Annotated in this window: 13 protein-coding genes; 9 read left to right on the top strand and 4 right to left on the bottom strand. The window is 69.6% G+C overall.

Annotated features, from left to right (window positions below; translation table 11 throughout):
• Positions 1-58: 58 nt before the first annotated feature.
• Positions 59-895, top strand: a complete 837-nt coding sequence (inhA, locus tag NOCYR_RS13120; protein WP_014350860.1) for an NADH-dependent enoyl-ACP reductase InhA — start codon at positions 59-61, stop codon at positions 893-895.
• Between the two features lie 27 nt (positions 896-922).
• On the top strand, positions 923-1,978 hold the full coding sequence (locus NOCYR_RS13125) for a ferrochelatase (protein WP_014350861.1): 1,056 nt from the start codon (positions 923-925) through the stop codon (positions 1,976-1,978).
• A 169-nt stretch (positions 1,979-2,147) separates the two neighbouring features.
• Here NOCYR_RS13125 and NOCYR_RS13130 read toward each other — a convergent pair whose 3' ends face one another.
• The 3 genes from NOCYR_RS13130 to NOCYR_RS13140 form a co-directional block, all read right to left on the bottom strand.
• Positions 2,148-2,957, bottom strand: coding sequence for a hypothetical protein (locus tag NOCYR_RS13130; protein WP_014350862.1), 810 nt, complete (start codon positions 2,955-2,957; stop codon positions 2,148-2,150).
• Positions 2,958-3,052: 95 nt separating this feature from the next.
• Positions 3,053-3,271, bottom strand: a complete 219-nt coding sequence (locus NOCYR_RS13135; protein ID WP_014350863.1) for a hypothetical protein — start codon at positions 3,269-3,271, stop codon at positions 3,053-3,055.
• Positions 3,272-3,360: 89 nt separating this feature from the next.
• Positions 3,361-4,173, bottom strand: coding sequence for a DUF3097 domain-containing protein (locus tag NOCYR_RS13140; RefSeq protein ID WP_014350864.1), 813 nt, complete (start codon positions 4,171-4,173; stop codon positions 3,361-3,363).
• A 116-nt stretch (positions 4,174-4,289) separates the two neighbouring features.
• Between NOCYR_RS13140 and NOCYR_RS13145 the strand changes: the two genes are divergently transcribed.
• The 4 genes from NOCYR_RS13145 to NOCYR_RS13160 all read left to right on the top strand — a co-directional run bounded on the left by NOCYR_RS13145 (position 4,290) and on the right by NOCYR_RS13160 (position 8,759).
• A complete protein-coding gene (locus NOCYR_RS13145) occupies positions 4,290-4,721 on the top strand; it encodes an NfeD family protein (protein ID WP_014350865.1) in 432 nt (143 codons plus the stop codon).
• The gene (locus NOCYR_RS13150; protein ID WP_014350866.1) at positions 4,721-5,965 is read left to right on the top strand and encodes an SPFH domain-containing protein; all 1,245 of its coding nucleotides are present in this window, start codon (positions 4,721-4,723) and stop codon (positions 5,963-5,965) included. Before NOCYR_RS13145 ends, NOCYR_RS13150 begins: the two co-directional genes overlap by 1 nt.
• Before the next feature lie 130 nt (positions 5,966-6,095).
• On the top strand, positions 6,096-7,388 hold the full coding sequence (locus NOCYR_RS13155; protein ID WP_014350867.1) for an SGNH/GDSL hydrolase family protein: 1,293 nt from the start codon (positions 6,096-6,098) through the stop codon (positions 7,386-7,388).
• Positions 7,389-7,856: 468 nt separating this feature from the next.
• Positions 7,857-8,759: a S1C family serine protease gene (locus NOCYR_RS13160; protein ID WP_193364746.1), complete on the top strand. Its 903-nt coding sequence runs from the start codon at positions 7,857-7,859 to the stop codon at positions 8,757-8,759.
• Here the strand turns inward: NOCYR_RS13160 and NOCYR_RS13165 are convergent.
• Positions 8,746-9,444, bottom strand: coding sequence for a TVP38/TMEM64 family protein (locus NOCYR_RS13165; RefSeq protein WP_014350869.1), 699 nt, complete (start codon positions 9,442-9,444; stop codon positions 8,746-8,748). The genes NOCYR_RS13160 and NOCYR_RS13165 overlap by 14 nt on opposite strands.
• A 182-nt stretch (positions 9,445-9,626) precedes the next feature.
• Between NOCYR_RS13165 and NOCYR_RS13170 the strand changes: the two genes are divergently transcribed.
• Genes NOCYR_RS13170 through meaB form a run of 3 tightly spaced genes read left to right on the top strand, consistent with a single transcriptional unit; the run spans position 9,627 to position 14,736 of the window.
• Entirely contained in the window at positions 9,627-11,471 is a 1,845-nt protein-coding gene (locus tag NOCYR_RS13170; RefSeq protein ID WP_048833322.1) for a methylmalonyl-CoA mutase family protein, read from the top strand.
• Positions 11,471-13,744 carry a methylmalonyl-CoA mutase gene (scpA, locus tag NOCYR_RS13175; RefSeq protein WP_014350871.1) on the top strand — a complete coding sequence of 758 codons (2,274 nt, stop codon included), beginning with the start codon at positions 11,471-11,473 and terminating at the stop codon, positions 13,742-13,744. The genes NOCYR_RS13170 and scpA overlap by 1 nt, the downstream gene beginning before the upstream one ends.
• Positions 13,741-14,736: a methylmalonyl Co-A mutase-associated GTPase MeaB gene (gene meaB / locus NOCYR_RS13180; RefSeq protein WP_014350872.1), complete on the top strand. Its 996-nt coding sequence runs from the start codon at positions 13,741-13,743 to the stop codon at positions 14,734-14,736. Before scpA ends, meaB begins: the two co-directional genes overlap by 4 nt.
• The last annotated feature ends 74 nt before the right edge of the window (positions 14,737-14,810 follow it).

Consider the following 14,810-nt stretch of genomic DNA (forward strand, 5'->3'; position numbering starts at 1 on the left):
GCCGACAGTCCCTCCGGACCGCGGCACACATCCATAACGCAGGGAGAACCCAGAACTCATGAGCGGACTGCTCGACGGTAAGACCATCCTGGTCACCGGCATCATCACCGACGCCTCCATCGCGTTCCACGCGGCGGCCATCGCGCAGGAACAGGGCGCGAAGGTGATCATCACCGGTATCCCGGAGCGCCTGCGCCTGATCGACCGGATCGCCAAGCGCCTGCCCAAGGAAGTGCCGCCGGCGATCGGCCTCGACGTCACCAACGAAGACGACCTGGCCCAGCTCGCCGACAAGATCCGCGAGCTGGCCCCGGAAGGCCTCGACGGTGTGCTGCACTCCATCGCGTTCGCCCCGCGCACGCTGATGGGCCCGGAGGCCAAGCCGTTCCTCGAGGGCCCCGGCCCGGACGCCGCCAAGGCGTTCGAGATCTCGGCCTGGAGCTACGCCTCGCTGGCGCGGGCGGTGCTGCCGGTGATGAACGAGGGCGGCTCCATCGTCGGCATGGACTTCGACCCGCGCACCGCCATGCCGTACTACAACTGGATGGGTGTGGCGAAGGCGGCGCTGGAATCGGTGAACCGCTACGTCGCGCGTGAGGTCGGTGAGGCGAAGAAGGTGCGCTCGAACCTGATCGCCGCCGGTCCGATCAAGACTCTGGCCGCCAAGGCCATCGCCGGCACCGCCACCGACGACGCCGCCAAGCTGAACCAGCTCAACACCTACTGGGACGGTGCCTCGCCGATCGGCTGGGATGTCGACGACCCGACCGTCGTGGGCAAGTCCGTGGTGGCGCTGCTCTCGGATTGGCTGCCCGGCACCACCGGCTCGATCATCTACGTCGACGGCGGCGCCAGCCACAACACCTGGTTCCCGGAGAACATGCCGGTCAACTGACCCGTCACATACGACAGAGGAGACACTGTGGGCCGTTCGGCCGATGCGTTGCTACTGCTGTCGTTCGGCGGCCCCGAACGCCCCGAGGACGTGATGCCGTTCCTGGAGAACGTCACTCGGGGCCGGGGCGTGCCGCAGGAACGTCTCGCCGAAGTCGCCGAGCACTATCTGCACTTCGGCGGGGTGTCGCCGATCAATGAACTCAACCGCCGCATCATCGCCGCGGTGGAAGCCGAATTGCGCACGGCCGGAAGGGATCTGCCGGTCTATTTCGGCAACCGCAATTGGCATCCGATGGCCGAGGACACCCTCGCCCGGATGACCGCCGACGGGGTGCGCTCGGCGCTGGTCTTTCCCACCTCGGCCTGGGGCGGCTACTCGGGCTGTTTGCAGTATCAGGAAGACATCGTTCGCGCCCGTGACTCGGTCGGCCACGACGCACCTGAATTGATCAAGCTACGGCAGTACTTCGACCACCCGCTGCTGATCAACTCCTTCGCCGACGCGATTCGCGTTGCGGTGCAGCAGATTCCGGCCGATCGCCGCGACCGGATCCGGCTGGTGTTCACCGCGCACTCGATCCCCGTCTCGGCCGACCGCACCGCGGGCCCGCCCGCCGACGGTGGTGCGCTCTACAGCCGCCAGGTCGCTGATGCCGCCCGATTGTGCGCGGCGGCAACGGGTTTCGCCGATTACGACGTGGTGTGGCAGTCGCGGTCGGGTCCGCCGCAGGTGCCGTGGCTCGAGCCCGACATCGTCGACCATCTGGAGAACTTGTCCGGCAAGGGTGTCGACGCCGTGGTGGTGTGCCCGGTCGGGTTCGTCTCCGATCATCTCGAGGTGATCTGGGATCTCGACAACGAGGCCGCGCAGAAGGCCGCCGAACTCGGCATGGCCTTCGCCCGCGCCGGCACCCCGGGTGCCGATCCGCGGTTCGCGAAACTGGTCGTCGAGCTGATCGGCGAACACCTCGACGACGTGCCGCCGCGACGCCTCGGGTCCGCGCCGGGTTACGGGTGCACCGTCAACGGCGCCCCGTGTGCGGTGGACTGCTGTAAGCCGCCTGCGCGCCCGGCACGCTGAGGACCGTTCTCCTGCCCCCGCACGGGTACTGACGAGGACCGGCCGGTGCCGACCGGCGGGCTCGCCGGTTCCAGGTTCGGGCGCTGCGCGCGCTCGAGTGCTCGGCCAGTCCGGCGCAGCTCGAGTGGGCCGAGTAGCAGCGATGCGGTCTGCGCGCCGCGGCCGGCGATCAGCTCCCGCGCGCCGAGGCGTGCACCGCGACCAACCGCGCCGCCCGGATGGCGTCCCACAGCGGGCGCAGCAGCGATTCGTGCTCGGTGACGGCGCTGGCGGAGGTGGGGGAGGAGGCCGGTTCACGCTGGGCCACGGTGAGGATGGCGGCCAGGTGGTCGGCGCTGTCGAGGATGCGGCGCGCGCGCAGCGGAATCGCTTCCGGATAGTCGTGGCGGGTGTAGTCGGCCAGTTCGGCTTCGATCAGTTCGCGCGGATCGGCGTCACCGGCACCGAGGCCGGTGGTGTGCAGGCGCATGAGCGCGTCGGCGGCATCGCGGACCGCTTCGCGCATCGCGTATTCGGCTTCGCCCAGCGACATGTCGATACCGGTGGTGGCCGGGATCGGCGCGCTGTAGACGGTCCATTGCAGGGTGTCCTCGCCCTCCCACTGCGGGATCAGGCCGGTGCCCTCGGTGCCGGGAACACCGATGAGGATGCCTTCGCCGGCCTCGAGCGCGTCGGCGGCGAACGCGGTGCCCACCGGCAGCCCCCGCACGTCGCCGGGCACGGGCAACACCAGCCGCAGGTGCGCGCCGGGCTCGGCGAGGGCTTCGCGAATCACCTTGAGCAGCGGCATGACTCCGGTGCCGGTGGTACCGCGCGAGGACCACGGCAAGTCGGTGCGGGCGCCGCTGAGCGGATCGCCTGCGGCGATGGTGTGCCGCGGGGCCCACGCGTGTAGCGCCTCCAGTACGTCATCGGGCGCACTGGAACCGGCCAGCCAGGAGCCGGCCCACACCGTCAGCGTGGCACTCGGGGAGCACATAATCTTCGAGCATAAAGGTTCACCACGACACGTGGACATCGGTGCGCCCGCAGGTGTGCCCCAGGCTGTTATCTCATCGATCCCGTGGTCACAGTTCAGGTGTTGCAGCCCTGCGATGGATCGCCGGAAGCCGACGGCGGCAGCTGGATCAGGCAGACGATCAGGTCCAGCAGCGCCGGTGCCAGATCGGCCGAACCGGTAGCGACGGGATGGCGGTATTCGGCGGCGGGAGCGGCGCTCGCGGCCGGGGCGGCCCACGCGGGCAGGGTCAGGGCGGCGGCAGCCAGCAGCGCCGACAGTGGCTTCGCGGACATGTGCACCTCCGGATCACCCCGGCCGGGCGTTCCGGCCGGCACGGCTCGCGCCCGCACCGACGGGCCGCGAGTCCCTCGATTGCCGGACGCTACTCGGGTTCGGTGACGAAGTCGATGAGTCGTTCCACCGCACCGATCAGCGGTGCCTCGAGGTCACGGAAGGAATCGACGGCGTTGTAGACCCGCCGCCAGCCCTCCTGCGGCGTGCCCCAGCCCAGGCGCCGGCAGACCCCGGTCTTCCAGTCCTCGCCGCGCGGCACCTGCGGCCACTCCGGGATGCCCACTGCGGCCGGGCGCACCGCCTGCCAGACGTCGATGAACGGATGTCCGGTGACCAGCACGTGCGCGCCGAGGCCGGTGGTGAGCTGGGATTCCTTCGACCCGGTGACCAGATGGTCGACCAGCACGCCCACCCGCCGGCCCGGTCCCGGCCCGAATTCGGTGAGCCGCGCGGCCAGGTTGTCCAGTCCCTCGAGATGTTCGACGACCACGCCCTCGACCCGCAGGTCGTGGCCCCACACCCGCTCCACCAGCGCCGCGTCGTGCACGCCCTCGACCCAGATCCGGCTCGCCGCCGCGACGCGGGCACGCAGGCCTTCGACCCGGGTGGAGCCGGAGGCGGAGCGGGTCTCGCGCTTGGGCGCGGTGGGGGCGGGGCGCACCAGCGTCACCGGTTGACCGTCGATCAGGAACGCGGCCTCACGCAGGGCGAACAACCGGACCGCGCCGCGGGCGTCCTCGAGTTTCACGAATTCGCCGTCGTAGCTGCGGTCGAATCCGACGACGGCGCCGCAGAATCCGCTCGCCGCGTCCTCCACCACGAGGTCACGTTCGGCGTCCACCCGCGGGACCGCGCGCTTGGTGGCGCGGGAGTGCCCGGAAAAGATGTCACGGCCGTACATGTCACGCGAACTCACCCGCCCGAAGCTACTGCACCGGAAACGCTTCGACGGTGCGGCGCACCGGGGGATCGTCGTGGCGGGCCACACAAATCGGCTCCGCCCACTACAGTGGAGGCGTGGCCGCAGTTGTCTGGCTGGTCGTGGGCATTCTGCTCGTGGCGGCCGAGATGTTCGTCGGTGAGTTGACCTTGCTGATGCTCGGTGGTGGTGCCCTCATCACCGCGGTGATCAGTTTCGCCGCCGACACCAGTGTCGTGGCCGACGCGATCATCTTCGCGGTCGTGTCCGTCGCGCTGATGCTCGGTGTGCGCCCGATGTTGTTGCGGCGCTTCGCGACTCCACCGCCGACGCTCACCAATGTGGATGCGCTGCCCGGGAAGACGGCGCTGGTGCTCGAGGACGTCGGGGCACACAGCGGACGGGTGAAGCTCGGTGGTGAGGAGTGGACGGCGCGGCCGTTCGATCCGGCGGAGGAGTATCCGCAGGGAACCACGGTGTACGTGATGAAGATCGACGGCGCGACGGCCGTCGTCTGGAAAGGGCCGTAATGGCTGTATTGATCGTTGCCGCCGTCCTCGTGCTGCTGGTCGTGGTGGTGGTGTTCAAATCGATCGCGCTGGTGCCGCAGGCCGAGGCGGCGGTGATCGAACGACTCGGCCGGTACTCGCGCACGGTGTCGGGTCAGTTGACCTTCCTGGTGCCCTTCGCCGACCGCATCCGGGCCAAGGTGGATCTGCGCGAGCGGGTGGTCTCGTTCCCGCCGCAGCCGGTGATCACCCAGGACAACCTCACCCTGCAGATCGACTCGGTGGTGTATTTCCAGGTCACCAGCCCGCAGGCGGCGGTATACGAGATCAGCAACTACATTGCCGCGGTCGAACAGCTCACCGTCACCACCCTGCGCAACGTGGTCGGCGGCATGACCCTGGAAGACACGCTGACCTCCCGTGATCAGATCAACAGCCAGCTGCGCGGCGTCCTCGACGAGGCCACCGGACGCTGGGGTCTGCGGGTGGCGCGGGTGGAGCTGAAGGCCATCGATCCGCCGCCGTCGATTCAGGAGTCGATGGAAAAGCAGATGAAGGCCGATCGCGAGAAGCGCGCCATGATCCTCACTGCCGAGGGCCAGCGCGAATCGCAGATCAAGACCGCCGAGGGTGCCAAGCAGGCACAGATCTTGTCGGCCGAGGGTGCCAAGCAGTCGGCCATCCTGTCGGCCGAAGGTGAACGCCAGAGCCGCATTCTGCGCGCCCAGGGTGAACGCGCCGCCTCCTACCTGCAAGCTCAGGGCCAGGCCAAGGCGATCGAAAAGGTTTTCGCCGCAATCAAATCCGGCAAGCCGACGCCGGAACTGCTGGCCTACCAGTACATGCAGACGCTGCCGATGGTCGCGCGCGGCGACGCCAACAAGGTGTGGCTGGTGCCCAGCGATTTCGGGAAGGCCCTGGAAGGTTTCGCCAAGAACTTCGCCACCAAGGGCGAGGACGGCGTATTCCGTTACGAGCCACCGGAATCCGACGGCAGCGAGAGCAAACCGGAAGACGATTCCGAGGATGTCGCCGACTGGTTCGACACCGCGCCGGATCCAGCCATCGAACGTGCCGTGCGCGCGGCCGAGGCCACGGCCCGCACGCCGGTCGAGGGTTTGGTGCCCGGCGTCGACCCCGCACCGGCGAACCTGAACAAGCCGGGCCCCGCAGCGCCGCAAGGGCCGGCGCGGCCCGAACCGCCGCAGCCCAGTGCCGGTGACATCCACGGCCGGCCGTGGCAGCCGCCGGGGGCGCAGCAGTAGCGCACCGCCCGCGTTATTCCCTCCGCCGATGTCGGATTGTGCACAGTCGACGCGGAATTGACTCTCGCCGCGTGCGGTTGGTCTGCTGCGTCGGTTCGCGAACGGCGAATCGGGTGAGTGAGGGACGCAGATGATCGGGTGGACACGGCGGCGCACGACCGCGCGGACGAGCACGACCGGCAGGCGGCGCGGCACGGTGGTGGCCGCGCTGCTGGCCACGGCGGCGCTGGTACTCGCCGGCTGCTCCGATGACGCGGACGCCGGGACCACCACGGCCTGGTCCGACAGCTGGGTGACCGCGCAGCAGGCGGCGGTCGACCTGTGGGAACCCAATTGGTCCACCGGCGGATTCGAGAATCAGACCATCCGCCAGGTGATCCGGCCGACGCTCGGCGGCGATGAGGTCCGGATCAAGTTCTCCAACCTCTTCGGTGAACGCCCGCTGCGGATCGCCGCGGCGACGATCGCCGAACCGGCAGACGGCGCGGCGGTGCGCGCGGAGAGCGTGCGGCCGCTGCTGTTCGGTGGCGCCGAATCCACCGAGATCCCCGCCGGCGCGGAAACCACCAGCGACGCGGTCGATTTCCCGGTGACCGCGCTGCAGCCGGTCACGGTGACGATCTATCTGGCCGAGCCGACCGGCCCCGCCACCTTCCACCAAACCGGTAATGCCACCAGCTACCTGGCCAGTGGCGACCATGTTGCCGATCCGGCCGCGGCGGCGTTCACCGACACCAGCCGCTCCTGGTACTACCTCGCCGACCTCGAGGTGAACGGCACCGGCGCCGAGGGTGCGGTGGTGACCTTCGGCGATTCGATCACCGACGGCGCCGAAGCCACCGCCGACGCCGACAACCGCTACCCGGACGTGCTGGCCACGCGCCTGGCCGCCGACGGGTCCGCCCGCGCGGTACTGAACACCGGCATCAGCGGCAATCGGGTGCTCACCGATTCCGACTACACCGGGCAGAGCGCCAAGACCCGGTTCCAGCGCGATGCGCTCGACCGCGACGGCGCGAGCACCGTCATCCTGCTGGAAGGCATCAACGACATCGGCGCCAGTGAACTCGACGAACCCTGGGTGCATCCCAACCCGGAGGTCAGCGCCGACCAACTCATCGCCGGCTACCGCGAACTCATCGCCCTGGCCCGCGCGGACGGCCTGCGAGTCGTGGGCGCGACGCTGACCCCGTACAAGGGCGCGCCCTATTACAGCGAACGCGGTGAAGCAGTGCGCGACGCGGTGAACAGCTGGATCCGGTCGTCGGGCGAGTTCGACGCGGTCATCGACTTCGAACGGGCCGTGGCCGACCCCGCCGACCCGGACGCCATCGCCCCCGCCTTCGACAGCGGCGACCACCTGCACCCGAGCCCGGCCGGTTACGCCACGATGGCCCAGGCCATCGACCTGGCCCAGCTCTGAGCCCTCGGCGCCCACCCGCGCAACTGCGCCGGTGGGCGCCTTGCTGTCTGGTTGATCCTTCGGCCATGAACTGCGCGGCCGCGAACAAGACCTTCGGCAGCCATCGCGGGCCGGCTGTGGCGGGCCCGGATCCCGGCGCTGGTCGCGGTGCCATGCGCCGAGATCACCCACAGTCGGCGGGCCGCCGCGCGATCTCGGGGCGACCGTTCGATAGCCTGCGCGCCGATCCGCACGCCACGGCGGTGGCCCTGCTCGCGGCGCTGAGCCATGCGAACAGGCCGTTCTCGGTGCTGGCGCGGCCGTGCGCTCGATCGCGCAGGGTTCTGCACCCATGCGCCGTGCGACGGGACCCCCGATCACCGCGGCGATTGCGCTGCTGGTGAACACGCTGCGGGCGGGCCGTGCAGCTCGGCATCCTGGAGGTATCGGGCTGCGGAGCAGGTGGTGATCAGCGTGGACGATGCGGCGATGGATGCGTACTCGCGCACGGTGATCGCGGTGGCAGCCTCGGTGACACCGCATGTGGCGAGTGTGCGGACGCGGCGGGGGAGCGGGTCGGCCGTGGTGGTGTCCGGGGACGGGTATCTGTTGACGAACGCGCACGTGGTCGGGTCCGCGCGCCGGGGTGAGCTGGTGTTCGCCGATGGGGCCGAAACCCGGTTCGACGTCGTCGGCGCCGATCCGCTGTCTGATCTCGCGGTGCTGCGTGCCCGCGGCGCGGCGCCCGGCGCCGTCACGCTCGGTGACGCCGACGCCCTCGTCGTGGGGCAGTTGGTGGTCGCCGTCGGCAGCCCGCTCGGATTGGCCGGTTCGGTGACCGCGGGCGTGGTGAGCGCGCTGGGCCGGGCCGTGCCGGTGGCCTCGCGCCGCGCCGGGCGGGTGATCGAAGACGTCATCCAGACCGACGCCGCCCTCAACCCGGGCAATTCCGGTGGCGCGCTAGCCGATTCGGCCGGGCGAGTGGTGGGGGTGAACACCGCCGTCGCCGGCATCGGCCTCGGCCTGGCGATCCCGATCAACGCCACCACCCGCATGATCGTGCAAACCCTGCGCACCGACGGACGGGTCCGCCGCGCCTACCTGGGCCTGGTGGGCGTGCCCGCGCCGCTGCCGGCCGAGGTCGCCGCACGCACGGGGCAGGATGGCGGCGTCCGCATCGTCGAGATCATCAGCGGCGGCCCCGCCGATCGAGCCGGGCTGCGCCGCGGCGATCTGGTGCTCAGCGTCGCCCGCACCGAGGTCAGGGACGCGCAGGGGATTCAGCGTCAGCTGTTCGCCGACGCGATCGGCTCACACCTGCCGGTCACGGTGCTGCGCAATGGAGCCATGGTCGATGTGATCGCGGTGCCGAGCGAACTCACCGTCGACTGACCGGCTGCGAGGGCAATGCGACAGGGTCGGCAACCTCCCCGCGGGGTACCGGCTTCCATCGCGCATCGATGACCAACCCCACCACGCCGATCGCCAGGCACACACCCGAGATCACCACCATTGCCGGATGGCTCCCGCCGGTCAGCGCATCCGCGAGGATCACCGTCGCCACCGTCCCGGGCAGCGAGCCGATCACCGTTGCGATCAGGTACGGCCAGAACCGGATCGAGGACAGCCCGCAGCAGTAGTTGACCACCGAGAACGGTGCGATCGCGATCAATCGCAGCGAACCGACGGCCAGCCAGCCGCGGCGTTCGAGCCGTTCATCGATCGCGCGCACCGACGGATGGGTCAGCCGTGCGGCCACGCGGTCGCGATCGAGGGCGCGCACCAGCAGCAGGGCCAGCGCGGCGGCCACCGTCGTCGCGGTGAGCGCCACCGTGCTGCCGAGTCCGGCGCCGAACAGCACACCGCAGCTCACGGTGAGTACCGTCCGCGGCACGGGTGCGACAGCGACCAGGGCATATCCGGCGAAGAACAGCAGCGGGAAGACCGGTCCGACGCTGTCGGCCCAGTCCTGGATCTGCTCGGGACTCGGCAGCTCGATCAGCAACGCGACGACGAAAAGCGCGCCGACCGCGAGGATCAGCGCGACGACGCGTCGATCGCGAATCAGTCGAGTCACCCGGGCAAGGTTACCGGTTGGTAGTGGTGGCCTCGCTCGAGCGCGTATTGGCGTCGGGCTAGCATCGGAGGAAACGAGTCGAATGCTCGTTAACCAAAGTGTCCGCTGAGCTGGGCGGATGCACAGGTGCGGGCGTGCAGGAGTGGTGCGCCCGTACTCGAATGGAAGAGGGAAAGCAGCGTATGCCGATAGCTTCAGAGCCGGTGCCCGAGTACGCCGCCTGGCGTAAGGGCGTAGCGGGTGTGCTGGCCAAGACCCGCCGGGTCGATGCCACGGAGCTTCCGGACGAACCCGAGAAGCTGCTCGAGGTCACCACCTATGACGGCCTCACCATCGCCCCGCTCTACACCCGTCGCGACGAGCTGCCCGAGCAGCCGTTGCCGGGACAGTTCCCGTTCGTGCGCGGCCGCGACGCCACTCGCGACGTGCACCGCGGCTGGTTCGTCGGCGACCGGTTCACCGGCACCGACGGCGCGAGCGTCAACCAGGAGATCCTGGCGCGGCTGGAGAACGGCATCAGTGCCGTCTGGCTGGCCGCCGGCGAAGGCGGTGTCCCGGTGGCCGAGCTGCCCGCGGCGCTGTCGGGCCTGCTGTTCGAGCTCGCCCCGCTGACGCTGGACGCCGGGGCCGCGACCCCGCAGGCCGCCCAGCAGGTGTTCGGCGTGCTCGACGGCTACACCACTTCCGCCCGCGCCGATATCCGCCTCGGCCTCGGCGCCGCCCCGCTGACCAGCCGCTTCGCCGGGGTCGACGACGTGGACCTCGCCGACGTGATCGCGCTGGCCGCGCAGGCGAACGACCGCGCGGAAACCGTGCGCGCCATCACCGTCGACGGCCGGGTCTTCCACGAGGCCGGCGCCGCCGACGCCCAGGAGCTGGGTGCCGCCGTCGCCGCCGGTCTGGAGTACCTGCGCGCGCTGACCGGTGAACTCGATGTGGTGGCCGCGCTCGGCCAGCTCGAGTTCCGCTTCGCCGCCACCGACGACCAGTTCGCGACCATCGCGAAATTCCGGGCCGCCCGCAAGCTCTGGGCCCGCGTCGCGCATGTGTGCGGCGCGCCCGATGCCGGCGGCGCACCGCAGCACGCGGTCACCTCGGCCGCCATGATGAGCCGCCGCGATCCGTGGGTGAACATGCTGCGCACCACCTTGGCCGCGTTCGGTGCCGGTGTGGGCGGTGCCGATACCGTGACCGTGCTGCCCTTCGATGCCGCGCTGCCGCCGGGTGAGCTGGGTGTCTCGCGCTCGTTCGCCGATCGCATGGCGCGCAATACCCAGCTGCTGCTGCTCGAGGAATCGCATCTGGGCCATGTCCAGGATCCGGGGGCCGGGTCCTGGTACGTCGAGGATCTCACCGCCGAACTCGCCGCCAAGGCCTGGGAGTTCATGCAGGAGATCGAGACCGCCGGCGGGTACCTTGCGGCACTGGAGTCGGGGTTGCTGGCCGAGCGCATCGCCGCCACCAAGGCCGCCCGGGACGCCGATGTCGCGCACCGCCGGACCGCGGTCACCGGCGTCAACGAGTTCCCGAACCTGGCCGAGAAGCCGCTGTCGGAGACCGCGCGCGCCGAGATCGGGGTGACGAGCTACGGCGCCGCGTTCGAGGCGCTGCGCGACCGCTCCGACGCCTACCTGGCCGCGCACGGCAAGCGCCCGACGGCGCTGCTGGTGCCGCTGGGGACGGTGGCCGAACACAACGTGCGGGTCACCTTCATCGCGAACCTGCTGGCCTCGGGCGGGATCGAATCGATCAATCCCGGCCCGCTCGATATCGACGGAATCGAATCCGCGGCAACCGAATCCGGTGCCCCGATCGCCGTGCTGTGTGGTTCGGATGCCCGATACGGCACCGATGCGGGCCCGGCCACCGACCGGCTGCGGGCGGCGGGGATCGAGACGGTGCTGCTGGCGGGCCCGGACAAGGCCGTCGCCGAACTGGACGGCGCACAGCGCCCGGACGGGTTCCTGACCGCGCGCATCGACGCCGTCGCCGCGCTGTCGGGTCTGCTGGAGAAGGTGGGAGCCTGATGACATCGCGTATCGAGCATCTGATCGGCAGTTTCGCCGAGGTGCCACTCACCGAGCGGGCCCCCGAGCCCGCCGCCGTGGATGCCGCGCAGGTCGAGGAATTCGTCCGCACGGCCGCCGCGGCCAACAACTACACCCCCGAGCAGCTGGTGTGGGCCACGCCCGAGGGCATCGACGTGCCGCCGGTGTTCACCAAGGCCGACCGGGATGCCGTTGCCGCCGCGGGTTTCCCGCTCGACAGCGTGCCGGGCATCGCGCCGTTCGTGCGCGGGCCGTACCCGACGATGTATGTCAACCAGCCGTGGACCATCCGCCAGTACGCCGGATTCTCCACCGCGGCCGATTCCAACGCCTTCTACCGCCGCAATCTGCAGGCCGGTCAGAAGGGCCTGTCGGTGGCCTTCGACTTGGCCACGCACCGCGGCTACGACTCCGATCATCCGCGCGTGCAGGGTGACGTCGGTATGGCCGGTGTGGCCATCGACTCGATCCTGGACATGCGCCAGCTCTTCGATCACATTCCGCTGGACCAGGTCAGCGTCTCGATGACGATGAACGGTGCGGTGCTGCCGATCCTGGCGCTGTACGTGGTCGCCGCCGAGGAGCAGGGCGTCACGCCCGAACAGCTGGCCGGAACCATTCAGAACGACATTCTGAAGGAGTTCATGGTCCGCAACACCTACATCTATCCGCCGAAGCCGTCGATGCGGATCATCTCCGACATCTTCGCCTACACCAGCGCGAAGATGCCGAAGTTCAACTCGATCTCCATCTCCGGCTACCACATCCAGGAAGCCGGTGCGACGGCCGATCTGGAGTTGGCCTACACCCTCGCCGACGGTGTCGAGTACATCCGCGCCGGCATCGACGCGGGCATGGAGGTCGACAAGTTCGCCCCGCGCCTGTCGTTCTTCTGGGCGATCGGCATGAACTTCTTCATGGAGGTCGCCAAGCTGCGTGCGGGCCGGCTGCTGTGGAGCGAGCTGGTGGCGAAGTTCAACCCGAAGAGTGCGAAATCGCTGTCGCTGCGCACTCATTCGCAGACCTCGGGCTGGTCGCTGACCGCGCAGGACGCCTACAACAATGTGGCGCGCACCTGCATCGAGGCCATGGCCGCCACCCAGGGCCACACTCAGTCGCTGCACACCAACGCCCTCGACGAAGCACTGGCGCTGCCCACCGACTTCTCCGCCCGCATCGCCCGCAACACCCAGCTGCTGATCCAGCAGGAGTCCAACACCACCCGTCCGATCGACCCGTGGGGTGGTTCGTACTACGTGGAGTGGCTGACCCACCAGCTGGCCGACCGCGCCCGCGCCCACATCGCGGAGGTGGAGGCGCACGGCGGTATGGCGCAGGCGATTTCGGAAGGTATTCCGAAGCTGCGCATCGAGGAGGCCGCCGCCCGCACCCAGGCGCGCATCGACACCGGTCAGCAGCCGGTGATCGGCGTGAACAAGTACCAGGTGGAAGAAGACCACGAGGTCGAGGTCCTCAAGGTCGAGAACTCCCGGGTGCGTGCCGAGCAGATCGAAAAGCTGCGGCAGCTGCGTGCCGAACGTGATTCGGCCGAGGTCGAGCGGGCGCTGAACGAACTGACCCGCGCCGCGGCCTCGTCCGAGGGCGGCATGGAGAACAACCTGCTGGCACTGGCCATCAATGCCGCGCGCGCCAAGGCCACCGTCGGCGAGATCTCCGATGCGCTGGAGAAGGTGTACGGTCGCCATCAGGCCGAGATCCGTACCCTGTCGGGTGTGTACCGCGACGAGGCAGGCAAGGTCACCAACATCACCACCGCCGGTGCGCTGGTGGAGGAGTTCGCCGAGGCCGAGGGCCGGCGTCCGCGCATCCTGGTGGCCAAGATGGGCCAGGACGGCCACGACCGAGGCCAGAAGGTGATCGCCACGGCCTTCGCCGACCTCGGCTTCGACGTCGATGTGGGCCCGCTGTTCCAGACCCCCGAAGAGGTGGCGCGCCAGGCCGCCGACAACGACGTGCACGTTGTCGGTGTGTCTTCGCTGGCGGCCGGCCACCTCACGCTGGTGCCCGCCCTGCGGCAGGCACTGGCCGATGTCGGCCGCCCCGACATCATGGTCATCGTCGGCGGCGTCATCCCGCCCGGTGACTTCGAGGAGCTGTACGCCGCGGGTGCGGCGGCGATCTTCCCGCCGGGCACCGTGATCGCCGATGCGGCGATCGATCTGCTGAAGAAGCTGGCGGCCGAACTCGGGCACGAGATCGGCGCCTCGGCCGAGGCAGACAGCACCGAATGACCCGGCGCGTCATCGATATCGACGCGCTCGCCCAGGCGGTCCGCCGAAATGAGCGGGCCGCCTTGGCGCGGGCGATCACGCTGGTCGAATCGACCCGCGCCGATCACCGGGAACTGGCGCAGCAGCTGCTGTTGCGGTTGACGCCGTCCACCGGTGCGGTGACGTCGAACCGGGTCGGGATCACCGGTGTGCCGGGGGTCGGTAAGTCGACGTTCATCGACGCGCTCGGCATGTATCTGATCGAGCAGGGGCATCGGGTCGCGGTGCTGGCCGTCGACCCGTCCTCGACTCGGACCGGCGGCTCCATCCTGGGCGACAAGACCCGGATGGCGCGCCTGTCGGTCCGCGACGAGGCGTTCATCCGGCCCTCACCCACCGCGGGCACGCTCGGCGGCGTCGCCAAGGCCACCCGCGAGACGATCGTGCTGCTCGAAGCGGCCGGTTACGACGTGATCCTGGTGGAGACCGTCGGCGTCGGCCAATCCGAGGTGACGGTGGCGAACATGGTCGACGTGTTCTGCTTCCTGACCCTGGCCCGCACCGGAGATCAGTTGCAGGGCATCAAGAAGGGCGTGCTCGAACTGGCCGATCTGGTCGCGGTCAACAAGGCCGACGGCAAACACGAGATCGAGGCGAAGAAGGCCGCGCGCGAACTCACCGGCGCCATGCGGCTGATCCATCCACACGATGCCCTGTGGCGTCCACCGGTGCTCACCATGAGCGGCCTCGAGGGCCTCGGCCTGGAGAAATTCTGGTCCACGGTCCTCGAACACCGCCGCGTGCTGACCGACGCCGGCGAGTTCGACGAGAAGCGCCGCCGTCAGCAGGTCGACTGGACCTGGACCATGGTGCACGACCAGCTACTGCGCCGCCTCGCCGACAACCCGCGCGTGAAGGCGATCCGCGACGAGGTGGAAAAGCAGGTCCGCGAAGGCGGACTGACCGCCGCCCTGGCCGCCGAGGAACTGCTGCGCGCCTTCGACGAGGGCTGATCAGCCGAACGGATCGAGCGGCGCCGTACCCGGTGATGAAAGTGCGGACCAGCGCCCGCGCACGCCTGCTCGTA

This window comes from Nocardia cyriacigeorgica GUH-2, assembly GCF_000284035.1.
In the GTDB taxonomy this organism is placed as follows: domain Bacteria; phylum Actinomycetota; class Actinomycetes; order Mycobacteriales; family Mycobacteriaceae; genus Nocardia; species Nocardia cyriacigeorgica_B.

What these genes read in the sequence shown, in the direction of transcription:
- inhA (WP_014350860.1), top strand. Translation starts at nt 59, where the DNA reads ATGAGCGGACTGCTCGACGGTAAGACCATCCTGGTCACCGGCATCATC.
- NOCYR_RS13130 (WP_014350862.1), bottom strand. Translation starts at nt 2,957, where the DNA reads ATGTGCTCCCCGAGTGCCACGCTGACGGTGTGGGCCGGCTCCTGGCTG.
- NOCYR_RS13135 (WP_014350863.1), bottom strand. Translation starts at nt 3,271, where the DNA reads ATGTCCGCGAAGCCACTGTCGGCGCTGCTGGCTGCCGCCGCCCTGACC.
- NOCYR_RS13140 (WP_014350864.1), bottom strand. Translation starts at nt 4,173, where the DNA reads ATGTACGGCCGTGACATCTTTTCCGGGCACTCCCGCGCCACCAAGCGC.
- NOCYR_RS13150 (WP_014350866.1), top strand. Translation starts at nt 4,721, where the DNA reads ATGGCTGTATTGATCGTTGCCGCCGTCCTCGTGCTGCTGGTCGTGGTG.
- NOCYR_RS13155 (WP_014350867.1), top strand. Translation starts at nt 6,096, where the DNA reads ATGATCGGGTGGACACGGCGGCGCACGACCGCGCGGACGAGCACGACC.
- NOCYR_RS13160 (WP_193364746.1), top strand. Translation starts at nt 7,857, where the DNA reads ATGGATGCGTACTCGCGCACGGTGATCGCGGTGGCAGCCTCGGTGACA.
- NOCYR_RS13170 (WP_048833322.1), top strand. Translation starts at nt 9,627, where the DNA reads ATGCCGATAGCTTCAGAGCCGGTGCCCGAGTACGCCGCCTGGCGTAAG.
- scpA (WP_014350871.1), top strand. Translation starts at nt 11,471, where the DNA reads ATGACATCGCGTATCGAGCATCTGATCGGCAGTTTCGCCGAGGTGCCA.
- meaB (WP_014350872.1), top strand. Translation starts at nt 13,741, where the DNA reads ATGACCCGGCGCGTCATCGATATCGACGCGCTCGCCCAGGCGGTCCGC.